At 66.2% G+C, this 22,154-nt stretch carries 19 protein-coding genes; 11 read left to right on the top strand and 8 right to left on the bottom strand.

Annotated features, from left to right (window positions below):
• The first annotated feature begins 65 nt into the window (after positions 1–65).
• From EXV95_RS24680 to EXV95_RS24665, 4 genes are all read left to right on the top strand, one after another.
• Positions 66–2,093, top strand: a complete 2,028-nt coding sequence (locus EXV95_RS24680; RefSeq protein WP_176888871.1) for a DUF3488 and transglutaminase-like domain-containing protein — start codon at positions 66–68, stop codon at positions 2,091–2,093.
• A gap of 160 nt (positions 2,094–2,253) precedes the next feature.
• Positions 2,254–3,330, top strand: coding sequence for a lytic murein transglycosylase B (gene mltB, locus EXV95_RS24675; RefSeq protein ID WP_176888870.1), 1,077 nt, complete (start codon positions 2,254–2,256; stop codon positions 3,328–3,330).
• A 214-nt stretch (positions 3,331–3,544) separates the two neighbouring features.
• The gene (locus tag EXV95_RS24670; RefSeq protein WP_121508774.1) at positions 3,545–4,525 is read left to right on the top strand and encodes an ABC transporter ATP-binding protein; all 981 of its coding nucleotides are present in this window, start codon (positions 3,545–3,547) and stop codon (positions 4,523–4,525) included.
• Positions 4,522–5,292 (top strand): ABC transporter permease, encoded by a 771-nt coding sequence (locus tag EXV95_RS24665; protein ID WP_370449702.1) that lies wholly within the window; start codon positions 4,522–4,524, stop codon positions 5,290–5,292. Before EXV95_RS24670 ends, EXV95_RS24665 begins: the two co-directional genes overlap by 4 nt.
• Before the next feature lie 70 nt (positions 5,293–5,362).
• On the opposite strand, the gene EXV95_RS24660 is transcribed toward EXV95_RS24665, so the two are convergent.
• Positions 5,363–6,709, bottom strand: coding sequence for a branched-chain amino acid ABC transporter substrate-binding protein (locus EXV95_RS24660; RefSeq protein WP_176888869.1), 1,347 nt, complete (start codon positions 6,707–6,709; stop codon positions 5,363–5,365).
• A gap of 92 nt (positions 6,710–6,801) precedes the next feature.
• On the opposite strand from EXV95_RS24660, the gene EXV95_RS24655 reads away from it, so the two are divergent.
• Positions 6,802–7,194, top strand: coding sequence for an Hsp20/alpha crystallin family protein (locus EXV95_RS24655; RefSeq protein WP_176888868.1), 393 nt, complete (start codon positions 6,802–6,804; stop codon positions 7,192–7,194).
• 96 nt (positions 7,195–7,290) lie between these two features.
• Here EXV95_RS24655 and EXV95_RS24650 read toward each other — a convergent pair whose 3' ends face one another.
• The 5 genes from EXV95_RS24650 to EXV95_RS24630 all read right to left on the bottom strand — a co-directional run bounded on the left by EXV95_RS24650 (position 7,291) and on the right by EXV95_RS24630 (position 13,513).
• On the bottom strand, positions 7,291–8,496 hold the full coding sequence (locus EXV95_RS24650) for an ABC transporter permease (protein ID WP_176888867.1): 1,206 nt from the start codon (positions 8,494–8,496) through the stop codon (positions 7,291–7,293).
• Positions 8,496–9,272, bottom strand: coding sequence for an ABC transporter ATP-binding protein (locus tag EXV95_RS24645; protein WP_176888866.1), 777 nt, complete (start codon positions 9,270–9,272; stop codon positions 8,496–8,498). Before EXV95_RS24645 ends, EXV95_RS24650 begins: the two co-directional genes overlap by 1 nt.
• Positions 9,269–10,657, bottom strand: a complete 1,389-nt coding sequence (locus tag EXV95_RS24640) for an efflux RND transporter periplasmic adaptor subunit (RefSeq protein ID WP_176888865.1) — start codon at positions 10,655–10,657, stop codon at positions 9,269–9,271. Before EXV95_RS24640 ends, EXV95_RS24645 begins: the two co-directional genes overlap by 4 nt.
• Before the next feature lie 67 nt (positions 10,658–10,724).
• The gene (locus EXV95_RS24635; RefSeq protein WP_255484861.1) at positions 10,725–12,179 is read right to left on the bottom strand and encodes an efflux transporter outer membrane subunit; all 1,455 of its coding nucleotides are present in this window, start codon (positions 12,177–12,179) and stop codon (positions 10,725–10,727) included.
• Positions 12,180–12,532: 353 nt separating this feature from the next.
• A complete protein-coding gene (locus EXV95_RS24630; protein WP_176888864.1) occupies positions 12,533–13,513 on the bottom strand; it encodes a helix-turn-helix domain-containing protein in 981 nt (326 codons plus the stop codon).
• A gap of 219 nt (positions 13,514–13,732) precedes the next feature.
• On the opposite strand from EXV95_RS24630, the gene EXV95_RS24625 reads away from it, so the two are divergent.
• From EXV95_RS24625 to EXV95_RS24600, 6 genes are read left to right on the top strand one after another with little or no spacing between them, the layout of a single operon-like run.
• Positions 13,733–14,941 (top strand): amino acid ABC transporter substrate-binding protein, encoded by a 1,209-nt coding sequence (locus EXV95_RS24625; protein WP_176888863.1) that lies wholly within the window; start codon positions 13,733–13,735, stop codon positions 14,939–14,941.
• A 4-nt stretch (positions 14,942–14,945) separates the two neighbouring features.
• The gene (locus tag EXV95_RS24620) at positions 14,946–15,824 is read left to right on the top strand and encodes a branched-chain amino acid ABC transporter permease (protein WP_176888862.1); all 879 of its coding nucleotides are present in this window, start codon (positions 14,946–14,948) and stop codon (positions 15,822–15,824) included.
• Positions 15,821–16,753, top strand: coding sequence for a branched-chain amino acid ABC transporter permease (locus tag EXV95_RS24615; RefSeq protein WP_176888861.1), 933 nt, complete (start codon positions 15,821–15,823; stop codon positions 16,751–16,753). The genes EXV95_RS24620 and EXV95_RS24615 overlap by 4 nt, the downstream gene beginning before the upstream one ends.
• Complete coding sequence (locus EXV95_RS24610; protein ID WP_176888860.1) at positions 16,746–17,516, top strand: ABC transporter ATP-binding protein; 771 nt, start codon at positions 16,746–16,748, stop codon at positions 17,514–17,516. Before EXV95_RS24615 ends, EXV95_RS24610 begins: the two co-directional genes overlap by 8 nt.
• Positions 17,513–18,223 carry an ABC transporter ATP-binding protein gene (locus EXV95_RS24605; RefSeq protein WP_176888859.1) on the top strand — a complete coding sequence of 237 codons (711 nt, stop codon included), beginning with the start codon at positions 17,513–17,515 and terminating at the stop codon, positions 18,221–18,223. Before EXV95_RS24610 ends, EXV95_RS24605 begins: the two co-directional genes overlap by 4 nt.
• 46 nt (positions 18,224–18,269) lie before the next feature.
• On the top strand, positions 18,270–19,721 hold the full coding sequence (locus EXV95_RS24600) for an aldehyde dehydrogenase (RefSeq protein ID WP_176888858.1): 1,452 nt from the start codon (positions 18,270–18,272) through the stop codon (positions 19,719–19,721).
• Positions 19,722–19,786: 65 nt separating this feature from the next.
• Here the strand turns inward: EXV95_RS24600 and tsaD are convergent, their stop codons facing one another.
• A complete protein-coding gene (gene tsaD, locus EXV95_RS24595) occupies positions 19,787–20,827 on the bottom strand; it encodes a tRNA (adenosine(37)-N6)-threonylcarbamoyltransferase complex transferase subunit TsaD (protein WP_176888857.1) in 1,041 nt (346 codons plus the stop codon).
• 110 nt (positions 20,828–20,937) lie between these two features.
• Positions 20,938–22,104, bottom strand: a complete 1,167-nt coding sequence (locus EXV95_RS24590) for a branched-chain amino acid ABC transporter substrate-binding protein (RefSeq protein WP_176888856.1) — start codon at positions 22,102–22,104, stop codon at positions 20,938–20,940.
• Between the last annotated feature and the right edge of the window lie 50 nt (positions 22,105–22,154).

Here is a 22,154-nt window from a genome sequence, read left to right as displayed (position 1 = left end):
AAAGCGCAGAATGCTACATTTTTGATAGCAATTCAATCACCACCTGTCGGGCGTGCCCCCTTGCCATGAACCTGCGACAGACCCTTGTTTCCCTACCTCGCGACGCCCGCGACACGCTTTTTCTGCTGTTCGTGATCGTCTGGGTCATCGCGCCGCAGGTGTCCAACCTGCCAGTGTGGACCAGCCTGCTGGCTGGCGGCCTGCTGCTGTGGCGCGGCTGGCTGGCCTGGGCGGGCCGCCCCCTGCCCGGCCGCTGGACGGTGGCCGCCCTGCTCCTGGTAGCGGTGGCAGGCACACTGTTCACGCACCGCACCATCCTCGGGCGGGATGCGGGTGTCACCCTCATCGTCATGCTGCTCGCCCTCAAGATGCTGGAGCTGCGCGCACGCCGCGATGCCATGGTGGTGTTCTTCCTGGGCTTCTTCACGATGCTCAGCAATTTCTTCTTCTCGCAATCTCTGCTCACTGCCGCCGCCATGCTGGTGGCGCTGCTGGGCCTGCTCATGGCACTGGTCAATGCCCACATGCCAGTGGGGCGCCCGCCGCTGGCGCAGACCTTTCGCCTGGCGGGCACCATGGCCCTGCTGGGCGCGCCCATCATGGTGGCGCTGTTCATGCTGTTCCCACGCATGTCACCGTTGTGGGGCATGCCCGGCGAAAACCTCTCCGGGCGCAGCGGCCTCTCGGGCACGATGAAGATCGGGGACATGGCCGAGATCGCACTGGATGAGCGCGTGGCCATCCGCCTGCGCTTCGAGGGGGCGCCCACCGATGTGCCTGCGCAATCCACGCTGTACTTTCGCGGGCCCGTCATGACCGCGTTCGATGGGCGGGAATGGCAGGCCGAGCCCTTCCGCGAAGACAGCGCCTGGGCCGCACGTGCAGCCCTGCCCGCCAATCTTCAAGTCAGCGGCCCGGCGGTGCGCTATGAAGTGACGCTCGAACCCCAGCGCCAGCCCTGGCTGATGGTGCTGGAGGCTACCCCCGAGGCGCCCCAGCTGCCCAACAACATGCAGGCCTACATGACGCAGGATCTGCAGTGGATGACGGCACGTCCCATCACCGAGGTGATGCGCTACCAGGCCGTGAGCTACCCCGAGTTCCGCCACGGCCCCCAGCAGTCGGTGCGGCAACTGCGCGTGTACACCGAGCTGCCGCCCGGCTTCAATCCGCGCACCCTGGAGCTGGCGGCACAGATGCGGGCAGACCCTGCACTGGCCAACGCCCGCACGGAAGTTCTGGTCAATGCCGTCCTGCAACGCCTGCGCACAGGGGGCTACAACTACTCCCTCGATCCAGGCGTCTATGGCGAGCACACCGCCGACGAGTTCTGGTTTGACCGCAAGGAAGGCTTTTGCGAGCACATTGCTTCGGCCTTCGTGGTGCTGATGCGCGCCATGGATGTGCCAGCACGCATCGTCACGGGCTACCAGGGCGGCGAGCGCAACCCCGTGGATGGCTACTGGACGGTGCGCAACGCCGATGCCCATGCCTGGTCCGAAGTCTGGATGGAGGGGCGTGGCTGGGTGCGTGTCGATCCCACAGGCGCCGTCTCGCCGAACCGCGTGGGCCAGTTCCAGCGTTTGCGCGCGCCCCAGGGTGCGTTCGCCAACGCCCTGGGCACCCTCAGCCCGGGCATGGTGCAGAACCTGCGGGCCGTGTGGGAAGCCGTCAACAACGGCTGGAACCAGTGGGTGCTCAACTACACCCAGAGCCGCCAGATGGACCTGCTGAAGGCGCTGGGGTTTGAATCTCCCAGCTGGCAGGACCTCACCACCGTGCTGGGCAGCCTGGTCATTGCGGCTGCACTGGGCGGCATGGGCTGGAGCCTTTGGGAACGTGCCCAGCACGACCCCTGGCTGCGGCTGCTGGCCCGCACGCGCCAGCGCCTGGCGCGCGCCGGCCTGACGCTGCCCGAAACCCTGCCCCCTCGCGCCATGGCCGAACGGGTGCGCGCGCACTTCGGCCCGCAGGCTGCTGGGGTGGCAGACTGGCTGCTACGGCTGGAACGCCTGCGCTACGCCCCCCACCCCGACACCGAACTGGGAGCCCTGCGGCGCGAGTTTCGCACCCTGCACTGGCCGAAGAGATGATCCATCCCCCTGAGCGGCTTCGCCGCTTCCCCCTTCTCTCGCGCTGCGCGCGGGAAGGGGGACGCCGCCAGCGCGGCGGGGCGGCCCTTGCGCGGCGGCCCTGGCCTGGGGCGCGCCGGTTTCGGACGCCACAGGAAACCAAACGTGACCAACAACTGAAATGAAGAAAACCGCCCGATGGACCACACTTGCTATTTTCTTGATAGCTTCTTGCGCAATACCGGCAAGCGCCAGCCCCCAAAAACCCTCTAAGTCCAGCACCACAAAGCAAAAGCCTGCGGTGCTCTACGCATCGCGCCCCGAAGCATTGCAGTTTGCCGACGACCTGGCTGCGCGCCGCGACCTGGACCATGAATGGGTACGCCAGGCCATCGGGCAGGCGCATTTTTTGCCGCAGGTGCCCCGGCTCATGCTGCCGCCACCCAAGGGCACGGCCAAGAACTGGCGCGTGTACCGCAGCCGCTTCATCGACCCCATCCGCATCCGCGCCGGCCAGCGGTTCTGGCAGGAGAACCAGGCCACGCTGGAGCGCGCCGAGCGCGAGTACGGCGTGCCCGCCGAGATCATCGTGGGCATCATCGGCGTGGAGACCATCTACGGCCAGCAGATGGGCACGTTCCGCGTGATGGACGCGCTGGCCACGCTGGCGTTTGATTTCCCATCAGCCCATCCTCGCGCCAAGGAGCGCACCGAATTTTTCCGCCGCGAGCTGGAGCAGTTCCTGAGCCTCACCAACCGCAGCAACACCGACCCGTTCGAGCCGCGCGGCAGCTACGCTGGTGCCATGGGCCTGGGACAGTTCATGCCGTCGAGCTGGGTGCGTTACGCCGTGGACTATGACGGCGATGGCCGCGTGGACCTGTTCAACAGCCCGGCCGACGCCATCGGCTCGGTAGCCAACTACTTCCGGGGCCACGGCTGGACGCCGGGCATGCCCACGCACTTTGGCGTGCAGTTCGACACGGCACGGCTGCAGATGGATGACCTGCTGGCGCCCGACATCCTGCCCACCTTCAGCGTGGCCAGCATGCAAGCCAAGGGTGCTGTGCTCGACGCGGCTGGCGTACAACACAACGGCCCGCTCGCACTGGTGGAGCTGCAAAACGGCGCAGAGGCGCCGAGCTATGTGGCGGGCACCGAAAATTTCTACGCCATCACCCGCTACAACTGGTCGAGCTACTACGCGATGGCGGTGATCGAGCTGGGCCGCGAAGTGGCGGCGGCGCGCGCGCGCTGACCCGCTCAGGCGCACCGGGGCGTTTTTTGGGGGAGGCGCTGCGGCGCACCGCAGGCCCGGCATGAGGACGGCCGGACGGCCGATGCGGGGTTTGGCGGCGCCTGCAAGCGCGCTTGCGCAAGTCAGTCCACAATGCCCGGCTTGGACCGCTGGCCCGGCAGCCCTGCAGCAGCGGCACACCTCTTTGCCCACCCCCACCCCACCCCTTTTCTTCATGCCTGTATCACCTTCTCCAACGCCCGCTGTGGACGCCATCGTCCGGGTGCGCGGCGTGAGCAAAACCTACGCGGGCGGCTTTCAGGCGCTCAAGAACATCGACCTGGACATCCGGCGCGGCGAGATTTTTGCCCTGCTCGGGCCCAACGGCGCGGGCAAGACCACGCTCATCAGCGTGATCTGCGGCATGAGCAATGCCACGGCCGGCTCCATCACCGCAGACGGCCACGACACCGTGCACGACTACCGAGCCGCCCGCGCGGCCATTGGCCTGGTGCCGCAAGAGCTGCACACCGATTCGTTTGAAACTGTGTGGGCCACGGTCAACTTCAGCCGTGGCCTGTTTGGCAAGGCGCCCAACCCGGCGTTCATCGAGAAGATCCTCAAGGACCTGTCGCTGTGGGACAAGAAGGACAGCAAGATCCTCGCGCTGTCGGGCGGCATGAAGCGCCGCGTGCTGATCGCCAAGGCGCTGTCGCATGAGCCCAAAATCCTGTTTCTGGACGAACCCAGTGCTGGCGTCGACGTGGAGCTGCGCCATGACATGTGGCGCTTGGTACGCGAGTTGCGCGACGCGGGAACCACCATCATCCTCACCACCCACTACATCGAAGAAGCCGAAGACATGGCCGACCGCATCGGTGTGATCCGCAAGGGTGAGCTGATCGTGGTGGAAGACAAGGACGTGCTGATGCGCAAGCTGGGCAAGAAGCAGCTCACGCTCACCCTGCAGCAGCCGATGGACCAAGTGCCCGACGCGCTGGCACGCTGGCCGCTCGTGCTGAGCCAGGGCGGCACCGCGCTGACCTACACCTTCGACACGCAGCAGGAAGACACGGGCATTGCCGCACTGTTGCGCGCACTGGCCGAGCACGGCATTGACTTCAAGGATCTGCACTCCAGCGAAAGCTCGCTCGAAGACATCTTCGTGAGCCTGGTGCACCAGGACACCCCTCAGCAGAAAGCACCCCAAGCATGAACGGCCTGAACTGGCATGGCGTCAGCGCCATCTACCGCTTTGAGATGCACCGTGCGTTTCGCACCTGGATGCAGAGCCTGATCGCGCCGGTGCTCACCACCGCTCTCTACTTCATCGTGTTCGGTTCCGCCATCGGATCACGCATGGGCGACATCGGCGGTGTAAGTTACGGCGCCTACATCATCCCCGGGTTGCTCATGCTGTCGCTGCTCTCCGAGAGCATCTCCAACTCGGCCTTTGGGATCTACATGCCCAAGTGGTCGGGCACCATCTACGAGCTGCTCAGCGCGCCGGTGAACTGGGTGGAGGTGCTGCTGGGCTACGTGGGCGCAGCGGCCAGCAAATCGCTGCTGGTGTCGGTGCTCATCCTCACCACGGCCCGGGTGTTTGTGCCCTACGAAGTGGCGCACCCGGTGTGGATGGTGGGTTTCCTCGTGCTCACCGCCGTCACGTTCTGCCTGTTCGGCTTCATCATCGGCCTGTGGGCCGACAGCTTCCAAAAGCTGCAGGTCATCCCGCTGCTGGTGATCACGCCGCTGACCTTTCTGGGCGGGGCGTTCTACAGCATCAACATGCTGCCGCCGTTCTGGCAGACCGTTTCGCTGTTCAACCCGGTGGTCTATCTCATCAGCGGACTGCGCTGGGCGTTTTATGGCCAGGCCGATGTCCACATTGGCGTGAGCACGGGCATGACGCTGGTGTTCATGGCCGCGTGCCTCGTCGTGGTGTGGTGGGTGTTCAAGACGGGGCGCCGCATCCGGCGTTGAGCCCACCGCCCCAAAAACATTCACGCTGAGCCCTTCGGCGGGCTCAGCGCGAACGGTTCAGGACGTGGACTCAATACCGCTGCATGCTGCAGCTGTGCGGCTGCTGCGCCTTGGCAGCAGGAATCTGCCGCACCACGCGAAAGCCGTAGCCAGAGCCTTCCACATCAAACTTCACGCCCGGCGCGCCTTTTTTGTCCATCACGCCCACCACCAGCGCCTGCTGGAACTGGTGGTCCGCTGCGCGCATGCTGCCGCCCTGGCCCGAGAGCCGCACATCGGCCTTCTCCATCTGGCGCGCCACGGCCACGGCATCGGTGCTGCCCGCACGCTCGATGGACTGGGCAAGGGCCTCCACCATGAGCTGCATGCGCATGTGCACGTAGTCGTCCTGCGGCTTGGGAAAACGCTCGCGGAAAGACTGGTAGAACGCCTCGCTCTGGACGCCTGGCACATTGGGCAGCCAGTCGGCCACCGCCACCACCTTGCCAATGCCTGCATCACCCATGGCAGCGGGCGCACCCAGCGCGTTGCCATAGAAGGTGTAGAAGCTGCCCTCGTAGCCCACTTCCCGCGCGGCCTTCACGAGCAGGGTCAGGTCATTGCCCCAGTTGCCGGTGACCACCGCCTGCGCGCCGCTGGTCTTGATCTTGACGGCGTAGGGTGCAAAGTCCTTCACGCGGCCCACCGGGTGCAGCTCGTCGCCCACCACCGCCACATCGGGGCGTTGTGCGGCCAGCTGCTTCTTGGCCTCGCGCAGCACGGCCTGGCCAAAGCTGTAGTCCTGGCCGATGAGGTACACGCTTTTGAGGGACTTGTCTTCGCGCATCACATCCATCAGCGCGGCCATGCGCATGTCGGCATGGGCGTCAAAGCGAAAGTGCCAGAAGCTGCACTTCTCGTTGGTGAGGATGGGGTCCACCGCCGAGTAGTTCAGAAAAATCACGCGCTTGTTCGGCTCGCGCTCGTTGTGTTTGTTGATCGCCTCGATCAGCACCGCCGCCGTAGCCGATGAATTGCCCTGCAGGATGACCTGCGCGCCATCGTCGATGGCCGCCCGCAGGGCCGACAGCGCCTCTTCGTTCTGGCCCTTGCTGTCGTAGCGCTCCAGCGCCAGCGGGCGGGGGCCACCCGCAGCGGCTGGCAACTGCACGCCACCCCGCGCGTTCACACGTTCCATGGCCCAGTAGATGTTGCGATACACCGCTTCGCCCGTGTTGGCAAATGCGCCCGACAGGCTTTCGATGAGCGCCACCTTCACGGGCTTGGCCTGCGCCACGGCAGTGGCTGGCGCTGCAGCCTGGGCATGGCTGGCGGACACCGGCAGCAGCACGCAGCACAGCGTGGCTGCTGCGGCCAAAACGGATTGACGTAATGCCGCTGCGCCTGTTTTCAAGCCCACGGAGTGCAATTTATTCATGCCATTTTTCCCTTGAAATGCGGCGTGGCCGTACACACCTCCTAGGCATGCGGCGACCACGTCGAGAGCCGCGCAGTGTATAGGAGTACCCCATGATCTTCGCCCCCGTGATCCGCCGCGCCGCCTACGCCCAAGCCCCCCGTTCCGCCGACCAGGCACTGCAGCGTTTTCTGATGGGCACGCTGGCCGACCCCGCTGCCGCACGTTCTGCAGCAGGCTGCACTGTCACACAGGACGACAAAGCCACCACCTTGCAGCTGGATGTGCCCGGCCTGGCCCGCGAGCAGTTGCAGATCAGCATTGAAGGCAACGTGGTGCGGCTGCAAAGTGTGGAAGGCGCCCCGCGCCAGGTGCAGCGCGCCTGGGAACTGGCCGCTGACATCGATGCCGCCCACAGCAGCGCCAAGCTGGAAAACGGCGTGCTGACACTGACCCTGGCCGAGGTGGAGCCTGCCAGCAAGGCCACAACGCTCACGATTCAATAAGCAGATTCAAACACTATTGAATTGATAGCTAAAAACGCCCGTACCATAGGCGGTACGGGCGTTTTTCATTCAAATTCTCTTTCCAGACCCGCTGTATTACTCATGCCGCAGCGCATCGATGGGGTCCATGCGCGCCGCGCGCCGCGCCGGGAAGTAGCCAAACACCACACCGATCCCGGCCGAAAACACAAACGACAGCAGGTTCACGCCGGGGTTGAACAGGTAGGGCACGCCCATCAGCCCCGATAGCGCCAGGGACGCGCCCGTGGCCAGCACGATGCCGATGAGCCCGCCCAGCGCGGCCAGCACCACGGCCTCGATCAAAAACTGCAGCAGCACCTCGCGCTCCAGCGCGCCGATGGCGAGGCGCAGGCCGATCTCGCGCGTGCGCTCGGTCACGCTCACCAGCATGATGTTCATGATGCCGATGCCGCCCACCAGCAGGCTCACGGCAGCCACGGCGCCCAGCAGCGTGGTCAGCACCTTGGTGGTGCCCGAGAGCGTGTCGGCCAGCTGCTTGGTGTCGAGCACGTTGAAGTTGTCTTCGTCCGAGTCCGACAGTTTGCGCAGCTCGCGCAGCAGTTGGGTGAGGCTGGCCTTCACACGCTCGGGGTCGCTGCCATCCTTCATGGACACCAGCAGCGTGTTCACCCGCGTGTTGCCCGTGACGCGGCGCTGCAGCGTGCGCAGCGGCACCAGCACCGTGTCATCCTGGTCATTGCCAAACGCGCCCTGCCCTTTGGACGCGAGCACACCCACCACCTCGCACGAAAACGCCTTCACGCGCAGCTGGCCGCCCACGGCATCGGCGGTGCCAAACAGCTCGCGCCGCACGGTTTCGCCGATCAGACAGACAGCGGCACCGGCGCGCAACTCCGCGTCAGTAAAGACGCGGCCACTGCGCACGGTCCAGTTGCCGGTCTCCAGCCAGGCGTTGGTGCTGCCGATCACGCTGGTCGTCCAGTTGCGCCCGCCCACCACGGCGGTGGCGCCAGCTCGCGCCTCGGGTGCCACGGCCAGGATGCCGCCGATCTGCTGGGCGATCATGTCGGCATCGGTGTCCTTGAAGGCCGGGGCACCCGTGCCACCGCCGGGCCCCATGCGCTGGCCGGGTCGCACCTGCAGCAGGTTGGTACCCAGGCCCGAGATCTGGTTCTGGATGGCCAGCGTGGCGCCATTGCCCAGCGTGACCATGGTGATCACCGCGCTCACGCCGATCACGATACCCAGAATGGTGAGGAACGAGCGCATGAGATTGCGCCGGATGGAGCGCAGCGCCAGCAGCAGGGTGTTGAGCAGCATCAGTGGCCCCCTGAATCCGAGGCGACCACGGCCGCTGCGGTCGATACCGCAGCAGTGTCCAGGCCCTTGGGGTGCGGGTTGGGGGCATCGCTGTCCACCACCCCATCCACAAACCGCACGATGCGCCGCGCGTACTGCGCCATGTCGGGCTCGTGGGTGACCATCAGCACGGTGATGCCGTGGTCCACATTCAGGCGCCAGAGCAGTTCCATGATTTCGAAACTGCGCTGGGTGTCGAGGTTGCCGGTGGGCTCGTCGGCCAGCAGCACATCGGGCTCGGTGACGATGGCGCGCGCAATGGCCACGCGCTGCTGCTGCCCGCCCGACAGCTCGGCGGGCGTGTGGTGCTCCCAGCCCGTAAGGCCCACAGCCGCCAGCGCGCGCGCCGCCGCCGCATGGCGCGCCGCAGCGGACTCGCCCCGGTACAGCAGGGGCAGTTCCACATTCTCTTGCGCCGAGGTGCGCGCCAGCAGGTTGAAGCCCTGGAACACAAAGCCAAAGTAGCGCCGCCGCAGCCGTGCCCGCTCGTCGCGCGAGAGCGACTCCACATGGACGCCCTTGAACAGGTATTCGCCCGTGGTGGGCCGGTCCAGGCAGCCCAGCGTGTTCATGGCCGTGGACTTGCCGGAGCCGCTGGGGCCCATGATGGCCACAAAGTCGCCCTGTGCAATGTCCAGGTCCACGCCCTTGAGCGCCTGAAAGGCCAGCGCCCCTTCGCCATAGACCTTGGTCACGCCACGCAGGCGGATGAGGGGGGTGTCGCCCGCCACGCTCATGGCTTGGCCCCTGCCGCACGCTGGTCGGTGATCACGGCCATGCCGGGCGTGAGGCCGTCGCCCGTGACCTCGGTATTGCGCCCGTCGCTGATGCCCACCTGCACGGTGAAGGGCTTGGCGGCGCCATCCTGCAGCACCCACACCTGCCGGGTCTTGCCCGCACCATCGCCTGCCTCGCCCCCCGCACCCGGCTTGCGTGGGCCCGAGCCAGACCGTGGCATGCGCGGCATGAGCTGCGACATGATGCCGCCGCCGCTGCTGCTGCCCGAAGCGGCGGGCTTGGCACCACCCGCACCCGCCGTGGCCTGCGCACCCGCCGCCTGCGCGGGCGTAAAGCGCAGCGCCGTGTTGGGCACCAGCAGCACATCCTTGCGCTCGGTGGAGGTGATGGTGGCTGCGGCCGTCATGCCGGGGCGCAGGCTCATGTCGCTGTTGTTCACCTCCAGCCAGGTGATGTAGGTCACCACGTTGTCCGTCTTGGTGGAGCCAAACGACACCCGCGTGACCTGGGCCGGGTAACGGCGCGAGGGATAGGCACTGACCGTGAAGCTCGCGTCCTGCCCCACTTTGACCGAGCCCACATCGGCCTCGTCCACACTTACATCCAGCCGCAGCCGCGTGAGGTCTTCGGCCACGGTGAACAGCGTGACGGCCTGCAGCGATGCGGCCACGGCGTTGCCGGGCTCCACCGTGCGGGTCAGCACCACGCCGTCGATGGGCGAGCGGATGGAGGCCTTGGACAGGTTGGTCTCGTCAGTGGACAGCGCGGCACGCGCATCCTCCACCGTGGCGCGTGCGCTGGTCTCATCGGCGCGGGCACGGTCCAGTGTCGCGCGGCCTGCGTCCAGCTCGGAGGCCGATGGCACCTTGCCGCCGGACAGCCGAGCCACTTCCTCCAGCCGGCCAAAGTTGGCGATGGCTTCCTTGGTGGTGGCCACGGCCTGGGCCAGCCGGGCCTGCGCCGACGCCAGCGAGGCGCGCGAGCGCAGCACCTGCGATTCAAGCTTGGCTGTGTCCAGCTCCACCAGCAGCTGTCCCTTCTTGACCTTGTCGTTCACATCCACCAGCACATTGCGCACGGTGCCCGACAGCTCGCTGCCAATGGTGACCGAGCGCGTGGGCTGCAGCGTGCCGTTGGCCGACACGGTGAGTGTGAGATTGCCCCGGCGCAGTTCTTCGGTGACATAGGTGGGTGCAGTGCTGGCGCTCTGGCGCGATTGCCAGGCATACAAGCCACCGCCCACCACCACGAGCGCTGCCACCCCCAGCCACACGGTAGTGCGCTGCCACCAGCGGCGCGGACGGTCAGCCCCCAGCAACGCGCTCAGGTCCGAGGGGGCGGCTTTGGCGGGTGCAGAAGAAGCGGAGGTGTCGGTATTTGGCATGGGACGTGAATCAGAAAATGGGGCTGGCATGCAATGGAGTGGGCGTGTGGAAGGGCTTGTCAGCTATTCATTCGGCTACCGCCCAGCCGCCGCCCAGCGCCTTGTAAAGGCGCACATGGTCTGCCGCGACGGCAGCAGTGGTGGTGGCCACGCTCTCTTGCGTGGACAGCAGCGTGCGCTGCGTTTCCAGCACGGACTGAAAGTCGATGAGACCACTGCTGTAGCGCTGCTGCGCCAGCAGCGCGGCGTTGCGGGCTGCGTCTGCGGCGGCCGTCAGTCGCTCCAGCTTTTCACGGTCGCCACGCAAGGCCACCAGCGCGTTCTCCACATCCTGCAGGGCCGTGAGCACGGTGGCTTCGTAGGCCACACGGGCCTGCTCCAGCGCGGCAGACTGCACACGCACCTGCGCGCGGGCGGCGCCACCATCCAGCAGCGGGATGGACACGCTGCCCAGCAAGGCGCTGGTTACCGCACTGCCCGCCGACAGCGCGCCCAGGGTGAGGGCACGCAGGCCCAGCGAGCCACCGAGGGAGAAGCTGGGGTAGCGCGCCGCATCGGCCTGCGACACGCGCGCCAGGGCGGCTGCAATGCGTTGCTCGGCCGCACGCACATCGGGGCGTTGGCGCAGCGTCTCGGCCGGGATTGCCAGCGTCAGTTCAGCGGTGGGCTGCGGCACGGGGGCACTGGCGGCCAGGGTAGCGTCGAGCGCGCCGGGCACCTGGCCTGTCAGCACGGCCAGGCTGTAGCGCGACTGCGCCAGGCTGGCTTCCAGGCTGGGAATCTGCGCGGCGGTCTGCTCGGCCGCTGCACGGGCCTGCTCGGTGACGAGCGAGGTGGTGAGCCCGGCCTGCAGGCGCCACTGCGTGATCTGTAAGGTCTCCTGCTGGCTGGCCAGGTTGCTGCGCGCAATGGCAAGGCGCTGCTGCAGCCCGCGCAGCTCGACGTAGTTGACGGCCACCTCGGCGGCCAGCGACACCTGCACGTCGGCCAGGCTGGCCTCTGCCGCGCGGGCGTCAGCCTCGCTGGCGCTCACGCCGCTGCGCAGGCGGCCAAACACATCGGGCTCCCAGCTCGCATCAAAACCGGCCTGGAAGGTGTTGCCCGTGCTGTTGCTGGCCCTGCTGCGCTGTGCCGAAGCCGATGCACCCACGCTGGGCAACAGGCCGGCCGATTGCACATCCACCTGCGCACGCGCCTGCTGCAGCGCGGCCTGGGCGGTGCGCACGTTGGTGTTGGCCCGCAGGGCTTGTTCTACCAGCGTGGTGAGCGAAGGGTCGTCAAAACGCTGCCACCACTGGGCCAAAGACGTGGCACCCTGATCGGGAGTTGTATTGCCACCCGCGCCCGCAGCCCACGCCGCTGGCACGGCGACGGCGGGCAACTGGCTATCCTTGGGCTCCAGGCTTGCACAGCCCGAGATCACCAATACCAGCAGCGCGGCGAGCGCTATCTGTACACGCGGTGCGCTGCACCTGGGGTGGGCGCGCAGGACGTCGACAGTGACGCGATGGGAAGGACTCATGGAAAGGCATCGCTCGAGGGAAAACCCGATTGTGAGGAGCCATTCAGGTCAAAACGTACCGAAAGGGTCAACCCCAGGTAAAGAATTGATGCAACGCAAAGGCGTCACCAACCACCGGCGTGGCCCCATCAAAAAACTTGGCTATCGGTTCGCCAGCGGACAGACGGCCGACGCCCGCCTCGCGAGTGTCCCGAGTTGGAAGTTCGTTGATGAAATAAAGATGCCGAAATCGTCGTCAGGCAAGGCGCAAACCGCAGCGATAGCCATATCTATCGCGAGGATTTGCAACGCTGCATGGCGGCGATTCTCGGCGTCTTTATAAAACGAATCTCCAAACTCGGGGCACCTGGCCCTCAGTGCGCGTGCGCCAAGCCCAGAGACAGCCCCGCTCGCACCCTGTACTCGCTGGGGCTGCACCCCACATGCGCGCGGAACGCCCGGCTGAAATGCGCACTGTTGCTGAAGCCCCAGGACAGCGCAATGTCGGTGACCGAGCGCTGTGCATGCGCCGGGTGGCGCAGGTCACGCAGGCAGGCCTCCAGGCGGCGGCGCTGGATCATCGCGGCCAGGGTTTCCTCGTCATCGGCCACCGCGTTGTACAGGTGCCGCTTGCTGCAGTTGAGCGCCTGGGCCATGCGGTCGATGGTGAGGTCCGAGTCGCCCAGGTGCCGGTCGATGTACTGGCTGATGCGGTCGCGCAATGCCTCGCGCTGCGACAGCAGACTCTGCTGGCCGTTGCGCTCCAGCAGCGACAGCTGCACCAGGTGCGTGATCACATCGGCCACGCCATCGGCGGCGGCGTCGGACATGGTGGGCAGCTCGGCAAACGCGGCGCGCATGGTGTCCCAGGCCAGGCGCGACACGCCGCTGGTGCCCGAGAAGCGCTGCACCATCAGGTCATCGAGCTTGAGCTTGCGCTCGGGCAGTTGTTCCTTGGGGATCATCAGCACCATCTGGCGCACGGCCTCGGGGTTGCTCACGGCGTAGGCGCGGGTGGTGTCGTACACGCTCCACTCCCCCGGCGACAGCCACACCTGGCGGCCGTTCTGCTCAAAGCAGGCGCGCCCTTCGAGTTGCGCCACCACCTTGATGTAGGCCCGGTCGCTGCCCCGGATGAGGCTGGGGGTGCGCACCACGCGGTGGCGGCTCACATCCAGCTGGCACAGGTTCACATAGCCCGCCTGGCCCGAGGTGATGTGGCCCGCAAAAGCTTCGTCACCAAACGCATCGGACTCCAGCCCGCCAATGAGGCGCCACACGGCATCGCCCCACAGGTGCAGGCGGTCGCGCGCGGGCACGGCGTCGGTGGATACCTCGGTCAATGATTGGGCCATGGTGTCTCCAGGCGGTTGGGCGCAAGCCGGATCGTTATGCCCCTGAATTATCCGGTGCCCCGTTACCCCGTGCCACAGAGGGAAATCCGGGTAAACCCGCTGCCGTCTGCACGCTGAGGCAAGCGTTTTGTGCACGCTGAGCGCAGCGCGCACAAACGCGTCTGCCTACGATTCCCGGCACGGCGTGCACCACGCAGGCCCCATCCGAGGAGACACACAATGACAGCACACCAACCCTCCAAGCGCCAGTGGATCAAAGGGGCCGCCGCCACGGTCGGCACCCTGGCCGTGGCCCCGCAACTGTGGGCCCAAGGCAGCAGCGCGGCACCCGTGCGCATCGGCTACGCCATCGCCCGCACCGGCCCCTGGGCGGCCGGCGCCCAGGTCAGCCAGGAGCCCAACTACCTGCTGTGGGCCGAACAGGTGAACGCGGCGGGCGGCCTGAGTGTGAAGGGCACCAAGCGCCCCATCGAACTCATCGGCTACGACGACCGCAGCGAGACCGAAACCTGCGTGCGCACCTACGAAAAGCTGATGGGCAGCGACAAGGTGGACCTGATCCTGCCGCCCTGGGGTTCGGGCGCCAACTTCGCCATCGCACCGCTGGCCAACCGCTTCGGCTACCCGCTGCTGGCGCCGACGGCGCTGTCGCGCAAGCTGATCGACATGAACCTGCCCTACTTCTTCTCGCTGCTGCAGCAGCCCGACAAGATGATGGGTGCGCTGGTGGACATGCTGGTGGCCAACAACGTCAAGACCATTGCCATCGTCTACATGGACGACCTGTTTGGCCTGGAGAACTTCGCCGCGCTGAACAACGCCCTCAAGAAGACCAGCATCCAGGTGCTGGAGCGCAAGAGCTACCCGCTGGGCGTGAAGGACCTGGCGCCAGTGCTGCGCGGCATCAAGGACCAGAACCCCGACGCCTTCATCGGCATCACGTACCCGCCCGACACCATCCTGGCCAGCCGCCAGGCGCGCGAGGTGGGCCTGAACCCCAAGTTCTTCTACGCTTCGGTGGGCACGGCCTTCCAGCTCTACAAGAACGTGATGGCCGCCAACACCGAGGGCGTGATTGGCATGGGATCTTGGAGCGTGAAGACAAGCCCCGAGGCCAAGGCGTACTTCGACGCCCACGTGAAGAAGTTCAACAAGGAGCCCGACCGCTGGGCCAGCGGCCACGCCTGGGCAGGCTTGCAGATCCTGCAACAGGCCGTGGAGAAGGCGGGCCTGGACCGCAAGGCGCTGCGCGAACACATCGCAAAGAACGAGTTCAAGACCATCCTGGGCGGCATCCGTTTCCAGGGCAGCGAGAACGCGTCCATCCCCGGCACGGTGAGCCAGTGGCAGGGCAACGACTTCGAAGTCGTGTGGCCCAAGGACCGTGCCACGGCGCAGTTGAACACCGCGAAACCAGCCTGGAAATAACAAAGTGTCTCTGACTTCCTGGGCCGAACTGGTCGCCAGTGGCCTCATTACCGGCGGCATCTATGCGCTGGTGGCCATGGGCCTGAACCTGCAGTACGGGCTGATGCGCATCATGAACATCTCGCATGGCGAGTTTCTGATGCTCGGCGCCTTCCTCACCTGGTCGGCGCACACCCTGTGGGGCATCTCGCCTTTGCTGCTCATGCCGCTGGCTTTTGTCGCATTGTTTGTGCTGGGTGTGGTGGTGCACGCGCTGTGCTTCAAGCGCCTGGCAGCGCGCGCGCCCAACGTGGACGTGTTCGAGGCGCGCAGCCTGATGGTGGGCTTTGGCCTCATGTTCCTGGTGCAGAACACCGCCCTGCTGATCTGGGGCGGCGACCTGCGTGGCTATGAATATCTGGCCGACCCCGTGCAGATCGCGGGCATGCGCTTCACGGAAAACAAGCTGGTGCTGTTTGGCGTGGCACTGGCGCTGTCGGCCGCGCTAATCGCGCTGCTCAAGCTCACGCTGCTGGGCAAGGCCGTGCGTGCGCTGATGCAGTCGCCCACGGGCGCGCAGTTGGTGGGCATCAACACCCGGCGGCTGCATCCCATGATGTTTGGCATTGGCCTGGGCCTGTCGGGCGTGGCGGGTGCGCTGCTGTCCATGACGTATGAGATTTCTCCGTCGATGGGTGAGCCGTACACCGTGACGGCGCTGATCGTCATCACGCTGGGCGGCTTCGGCAGCCTGGCGGGCAGTCTGGCCGGTGGCCTGCTGCTGGGCGTGGTCGAGGCGCTGGGCATGCACTTCAGCAGCCCGTCTCTCAAGATGCTGCTGAGCTACGCAGTGTTCATCGGCGTGCTGATCTGGCGCCCCAACGGTTTGTTTAGCAAGAAATGAAACTCCTCCATTCCAACAAGCCCTGGCTCGCACTGTGCGCGGGGGTGGCCGTGGTCGCCACCTTGCCATGGCTGGTGTCTGAGTTCGCCACCTCGGTGCTGCTCAGCTGCCTGATGTACATCGCGCTGGCCACCAGCTGGTCGCTGTTCTGCGGTGCCACCCGCTACCTCTCACTCGCTACGTCGGCCTTCTTCGGCATTGGTGCGTACACCAGCGCCACGCTGCTGGGCGTACTGCCCTGGCCGCTGGTGATTCTGAGCGGCGCACTGATCGCCACCATCGTGGCCGTGGTGATGGGGGCTGCCGTGCTGCACCTGCGCGGCACCTACTTTGCGGTGCTCACCTTCGGCATGACGGAGTTGATCCGCCACGCCGTCACCTTTGTCGAAAAGCAGGTCTCTGGCACCGTAGGCCGGGTGCTCATGGAGGTTCCCAGCAACGAGACGGTGTACCTCACGGTGCTGCTGATCGCCGCGGGTGCCATTGCCACAGCCATTGCCATCCAGCGCAGCCGCTTTGGCCTGGCGCTCTCGGGCATCGGTGCTGACGAGCAGCGTGCGCAGACCCTGGGCGTGGACACGCGTCTGGCCAAGATCGCAGGCTTTGGCATCACCGCCGCCTTTGCGGGCGCCGTGGGCGCGGCCATGGCCGTGCGCTGGACCTACATTGAGCCCGCAGCCGTGTTCAGCCCCTTCATCGGCTTCCAGACGGTTCTGATCGCACTGATCGGCGGCGCCACCAGCCTGGGCGGCCCCATCCTGGCAGCCATCGTATTCAGCCTGCTGGCCGAAACGCTGCGCCTGCAGCTGCCCTATGGCTACATGATGGTGCTGGGCCTGCTGCTGATTTTGTGCGTGATGTACCTGCCCAATGGCCTGGCCACGCTGTGGCAACGGCGCAAGCCTGCTGCGGAGGCTCACCATGGCTGAAGCACTTTTGACGATTGACGCCGTGACCGTGCGCTTTGGCGGCCTCACCGCTGTGGACGGCGTGAGCGCCACGCTGCACACGGGTGAGCTGATCGGCATCATCGGCCCCAACGGCGCGGGCAAGACCACGTTCTTCAACGCCATCTCGGGCGTGCAACCGCCCACCTCGGGCACGTTGCACAGTGGCGCTGACAACCTGACCGGCAAGGGGCCGCACCACTACGCCGCCCATGGCATCGCGCGCACCTTCCAGACACCACGCGTGTTCCCAGACATGACGGTACGCGACAACGTGCGTTTTGGCATGCAGTTCGCAGGCCGCCACCGCCAGGGGCCCGAGGGCCTGCGCAGCGAGGGCGAGATCCTGACCATGCTGGGCCTGGCGCACTTGGCCGACCGCCCCGCCGCCGACGTGACACCCTCGCAGCAGCGCCTGCTGGAGATCGGCATGGCCCTGGGCACACGCCCGCGCCTGCTGCTGCTCGACGAGGTGGCTGCAGGGCTGACCGAAGCGGAGGTCGATGCCATGGCCCAGCGCATCCGCCGCCTGCGCGATGACTGGGGGCTGACGGTGGTGTGGATCGAGCACGCGGTGACCACGCTGCTCAAGTACGTGGAGCGCGTGCTGGTTCTGCACCAGGGCCGCAAGATTGCCGACGGCACACCCGCAGAAGTGGTGCGCGACCCGCAGGTGATCGAGGCCTATCTGGGTGACGAGATGACCCAGAACGCAGAACACACCGAACAAGGAGCCACGGCATGAGCGGCGCACACCTCACCGTGCAGAACCTGACCACGGGCTACCACGGCTTTCAGGTGCTGCAAGACCTGGCACTGGAAGCTGCGCCCGGCATCACTGTGATCGTGGGCCCCAACGGCGCGGGCAAGACCACGCTGCTCAAGGCGCTGGCGGGCCTGCTGCCACGCCTGGGCACCGTGCTGCTCGACGGCCAGGCAGTGCCTGCGATGAACGCCACCGCCTGCGTGCAGCGCGGCCTGGCCCTGGTGGCCGAAGGCCGCCAGCTGTTCCCGCAAATGACGGTGACCGAGAACCTGGAGCTGGGCGGCTGGCTGGTGCCGTCGCGGGTACGCGCCGAGCGGTTGCATCAAGCGTTTGAAGACTTTCCCCGCCTCAAGGAACGCGCCACACAGCTCGCCGGCACCATGAGCGGCGGCGAGCAGCAGATGGTGGCCGTGGCCCGCGCCATGATGAGCGGCCCGCGCCTGTTGATGCTCGACGAGCCATCGCTGGGCCTGGCGCCCCGCATGGTCGATGAGCTGCTGACCATCGTGCAGCGCATTGCTGCGCAGGGCGTGACGGTGCTGATGGTCGAGCAAAACGTGCGCAAGGCACTGCAGATCGCGCAGCGCGGCTATGTACTGGAGCGCGGACGCATCGTGGCGTCTGGCGCAGCCTCCGACTTGCTGCAGTCCGACGTGGTGCGCCAAGCCTACCTGGGCGTGACCTGAATACCTCTTTCCCCCTTTTTTATCTGTTCTTTTTCAGGAGCTTTCAATGACTGCCATTTCAATGCTGATCAACGGTGAGCGCGTTCAAGCCACGGGCGGTGCCACGTTTGAGCGCCGCAACCCGCTGGACGGATCGGTCGCCACCACCGCGCCTGCCGCCACAGTGACCGATGCCGTGGCCGCTGCCGACGCGGCTGCCAAGGCCTTCCCCGCATGGTCCGCCCTGGGCCCCAATGCGCGCCGCGCGCTGCTGCTCAAAGCCGCCCACGCGCTCGAAGCCAAGACGGCGGACTTCGCCGTGGCCATGGCGGCCGAGACCGGGGCCTCCGGCATGTGGGCGGGCTTTAACGTGCACCTGGCTGCCGGCCTGCTGCAAGAAGCCGCAGCGCTGACCACGCAGATCGCGGGCGAAGTGATCCCCTCCGACGTGCCCGGCAGCCTGGCCATGGGCGTGCGCCAGGCGGCGGGCGTGGTGCTGGGCATTGCACCGTGGAACGCCCCCGTCATCCTGGGTGTGCGCGCCATCGCCACCCCGCTGGCCTGCGGCAACACGGTGATCCTCAAAGGCTCGGAGCTGTGCCCCGCCACGCATGGCCTCATCATCGAGGCGCTGCAGGAGGCCGGTTTGCCTGCTGGTGTGGTGAACTTTGTGACCAACGCACCCGCCGACGCAGGTGCTGTGGTCGAGGCCATCGTGGCCCACCCGGCAGTACGCCGCATCAACTTCACCGGCTCCACCAAGGTGGGCCGCATCATTGCGCAGACCTGCGCCAAGTACCTCAAGCCCGTGGTGCTGGAGCTGGGCGGCAAGGCCCCGCTGCTGGTGCTGGACGATGCCGACATCGACGCCGCCGTGGCGGGCACGGTGTTTGGCGCGTTTGCCAACTCGGGCCAGATCTGCATGTCCACCGAGCGCATCATCGTGGACAACGCCGTGGCCGACGAGTTTGTGGCCAAGCTGGGTGAGCGCGCCAAGGCCCTGCCCCTGGGCGACCCGCGCAAGGGCCCGGTGGTGCTGGGTTCCGTGGTGGACATGGCCACGGGGCACCGCTGCAACGCCCTCATCGACGACGCACTGGCCAAGGGCGCCAAGCTGGTCTGCGGCGGCAAGAGCGACAGCACGCTGATGCAGGCCACGGTGCTCGACCATGTGACGGCCGAGATGGACATCTACCGCGAAGAGTCGTTCGGCCCCGTGAAGCCCGTGGTGCGCGTGAACGGCGTGGAGGAAGCCATTGCCTGCGCCAACGACAACGAGTTCGGCCTGTCATCCGCCGTGTTCAGCCGCGACGTGGCCAAGGCCTGGAACGTGGCGGCGCGCATCGAATCGGGCATCTGCCACGTCAACGGCCCCACGGTGCACGACGAAGGCCAGATGCCTTTTGGCGGCGTGAAAAGTTCGGGCTATGGCCGCTTTGGCGGCATGGCCGGTGTACGTGAATTCACCGAACTGCGCTGGATCACGGTGCAGACCACACCCCGCCACTACCCTTTCTGACAATCAAAAAGGATAGCTGCTAACGCTTGCTGGACAGGCGGTAGCGGCCCTTTTTATTCAGAAAATCAAACCGTGATCGCATCCAGCGGCCAGCGTGGCTTCACGTCAAACGCATAGTCGGCATTGGCCTGCTGCTGCCCCGCCTGCAACCGCATGGCTGCAGCCATGGCGATCATGGCGCCGTTGTCGGTGCACAGGTGCAGCTCGGGGTAGTGCACGCGCACCTTGGCCGCAGCGCAGGCCGCATTGAGTTGCGCACGCAGGTGCCGGTTGGCCCCTACGCCACCGGCGACCACCACACGTTTCAGACCGGTCTGCTTGAGCGCGGCCAGGGTCTTCTTCACCAGCACTTCGACAATCGCCGCCTCCGTGCTGGCGGCCAGGTCGGCCTTGCGCGCTTCCAAGTCGTCACCCAGCTTCTTCGCCTGCGTGAGCACCGCCGTCTTGAGCCCGGCAAAAGAGAAATCGAGGTTGCCACTGTGCAACAGCGGGCGCGGCAGCTTGAAGGCTGCGGCATCGCCCTGCTCAGCCAGGCGCGAGAGCGCTGGCCCACCCGGGTAGCCCAGGCCCATGAGCTTGGCGGACTTGTCGAACGCCTCGCCAGCCGCATCGTCAATGGTCTCGCCCAGGATCTCGTAGCGGCCCACGCCGTCCACACGCATCAGCTGGGTGTGGCCGCCCGACACCAACAGGGCCACAAAAGGGAATTCAGGCGGGTCGGCGCTGAGGAAGGGCGACAACAGGTGCCCCTCCAGGTGGTGCACACCCAGCACCGGCTTGTCCAGTGCAGCGCCCAACGCGCACGCCACGCCCGCCCCCACCAGCAGCGCACCGGCCAGGCCCGGCCCGCGGGTGTAGGCCACCACGTCCACATCGGCCAGCGACTGGCCGGACTCGGTCAGCACCTGCGTTGCCAGCGGCAGCACACGTCGGATGTGGTCACGGCTGGCCAGCTCGGGCACCACGCCACCGTAGGCCTGGTGCATCTCAATCTGGCTGTGCAGCGCGTGCGACAGCAACGTGGGCACGGCATTGCCCGTGGAACGGACCAATGCCACGCCCGTTTCGTCGCACGAAGATTCAATACCGAGGATCAGCAAACTCATGCCCCGAGTGTAAAACCCGGCCCCGTTCAGGGTCGGATGCAAAAACCCCTGCTGGCAGTCACCAGCAGGGGTTGTGCGGATGGATGGCGGCTGACGACCTGGCGGCTTGACTACCAGCGGTCCGAACGCATGCGCAGTTCCCAGCTTCCGCTGCGCAGTTCATACACGCCCACGGCGCCGTAGCGCTGTTCGCCCTTGTCGTCCCAGGTCATGGTGCCGATCACGGGCGCATAGCCGTTGATGCTGTGCATGGCCTTGGTGATCGCTTTCGGATCGGCCGACTTGGCCTTCTGGATGGCGGCTGACAGCACATAGGTGCTGTCGTAGCTGTAGTGGCCGCCATAGGCAGGGGGCTTCTTGTAGGCCTCGATGTACTTTTCGAGGAAGGGCTTGCCGGTGGTGAACTCCTTGGCTTCCAGTACTGGCGATGTGGCGTAGACGCCTTCGACCATGCCCATGGCCTTGGTCATGTCGGTGGTCTTGATGGTGTCCCCGCCCAGCAGGCTGACCTTGGTGTGATCAACCTTGCGCAGGGCTTCGAGCAGAGCCAGGGCCTGAAAGTCGTTGAGGGTGGACACGATGACCTCGACCTTGGCGGCCTTCAGCTCGCCAGCCAGTTCGTCGAAAGCCACCGTCTTGTCGTCAAACGACTTGCGTACCACCACTTCCTTCTTTTCGGCCTTGAGCTGCTCGGCAGCACCGTCGGCCAGGCCCTTGCCGTAAGGCGTGCCATCGTCCAGCGCGGCGTAGCGGGCGGCACCCAGCTGTGTGGCGGCAAACGAGCCGATAGCGCGCGCCTGCAAGGTGTCATTGGCCACCATGCGGAAGGTGGTTGGGAAGCCGAGTTGCGTGAACTTGGGGTTGGTGGAGATGGCGATCTGGGCGATGTCCTTGGCGGCGTAAATCGGAGCCGTCTCAATGCTCACCCCCGAATTCAGGTGCCCGATCACCGCCACCACGCCCGCGTCCACCAGCTGCTGCGCCACGGTCTTGCCGGTGGCGGCATCGGCCTTGTCGTCCACCGACACCACCTCCAGCGTCACACGTTTGCCGTCCACGGTGTAGCCGCCCTTGTTCAGTTCTGCCACGGCCAGGTTGACGCCGTTGAGCAAATCCTGCCCCAGCGCGCCCAAGGGGCCGGAGAGGGGCTGGGCCACGCCGATCTTGATGGTGTCGGGCACCTTGCTGCAACCTGTCAGCACCAGCAGCGCGGATACCGCCACGGTGGTCAGGGCCAAGCCGGCAGAGATACGCCGCCGGTCAATGTGCTTGTTCATGCAAATCCTCTTGAATGGGTCAATGTGACCAGATGTATATGCGATGCGAC

This window comes from Acidovorax sp. JMULE5 (assembly GCF_013376875.1).
Taxonomy (GTDB): domain Bacteria; phylum Pseudomonadota; class Gammaproteobacteria; order Burkholderiales; family Burkholderiaceae_C; genus Acidovorax; species Acidovorax facilis.
The sequence above is the reverse complement of the archived record's forward strand: the minus strand, read 5'-3'. Positions and strand labels throughout refer to the sequence as shown.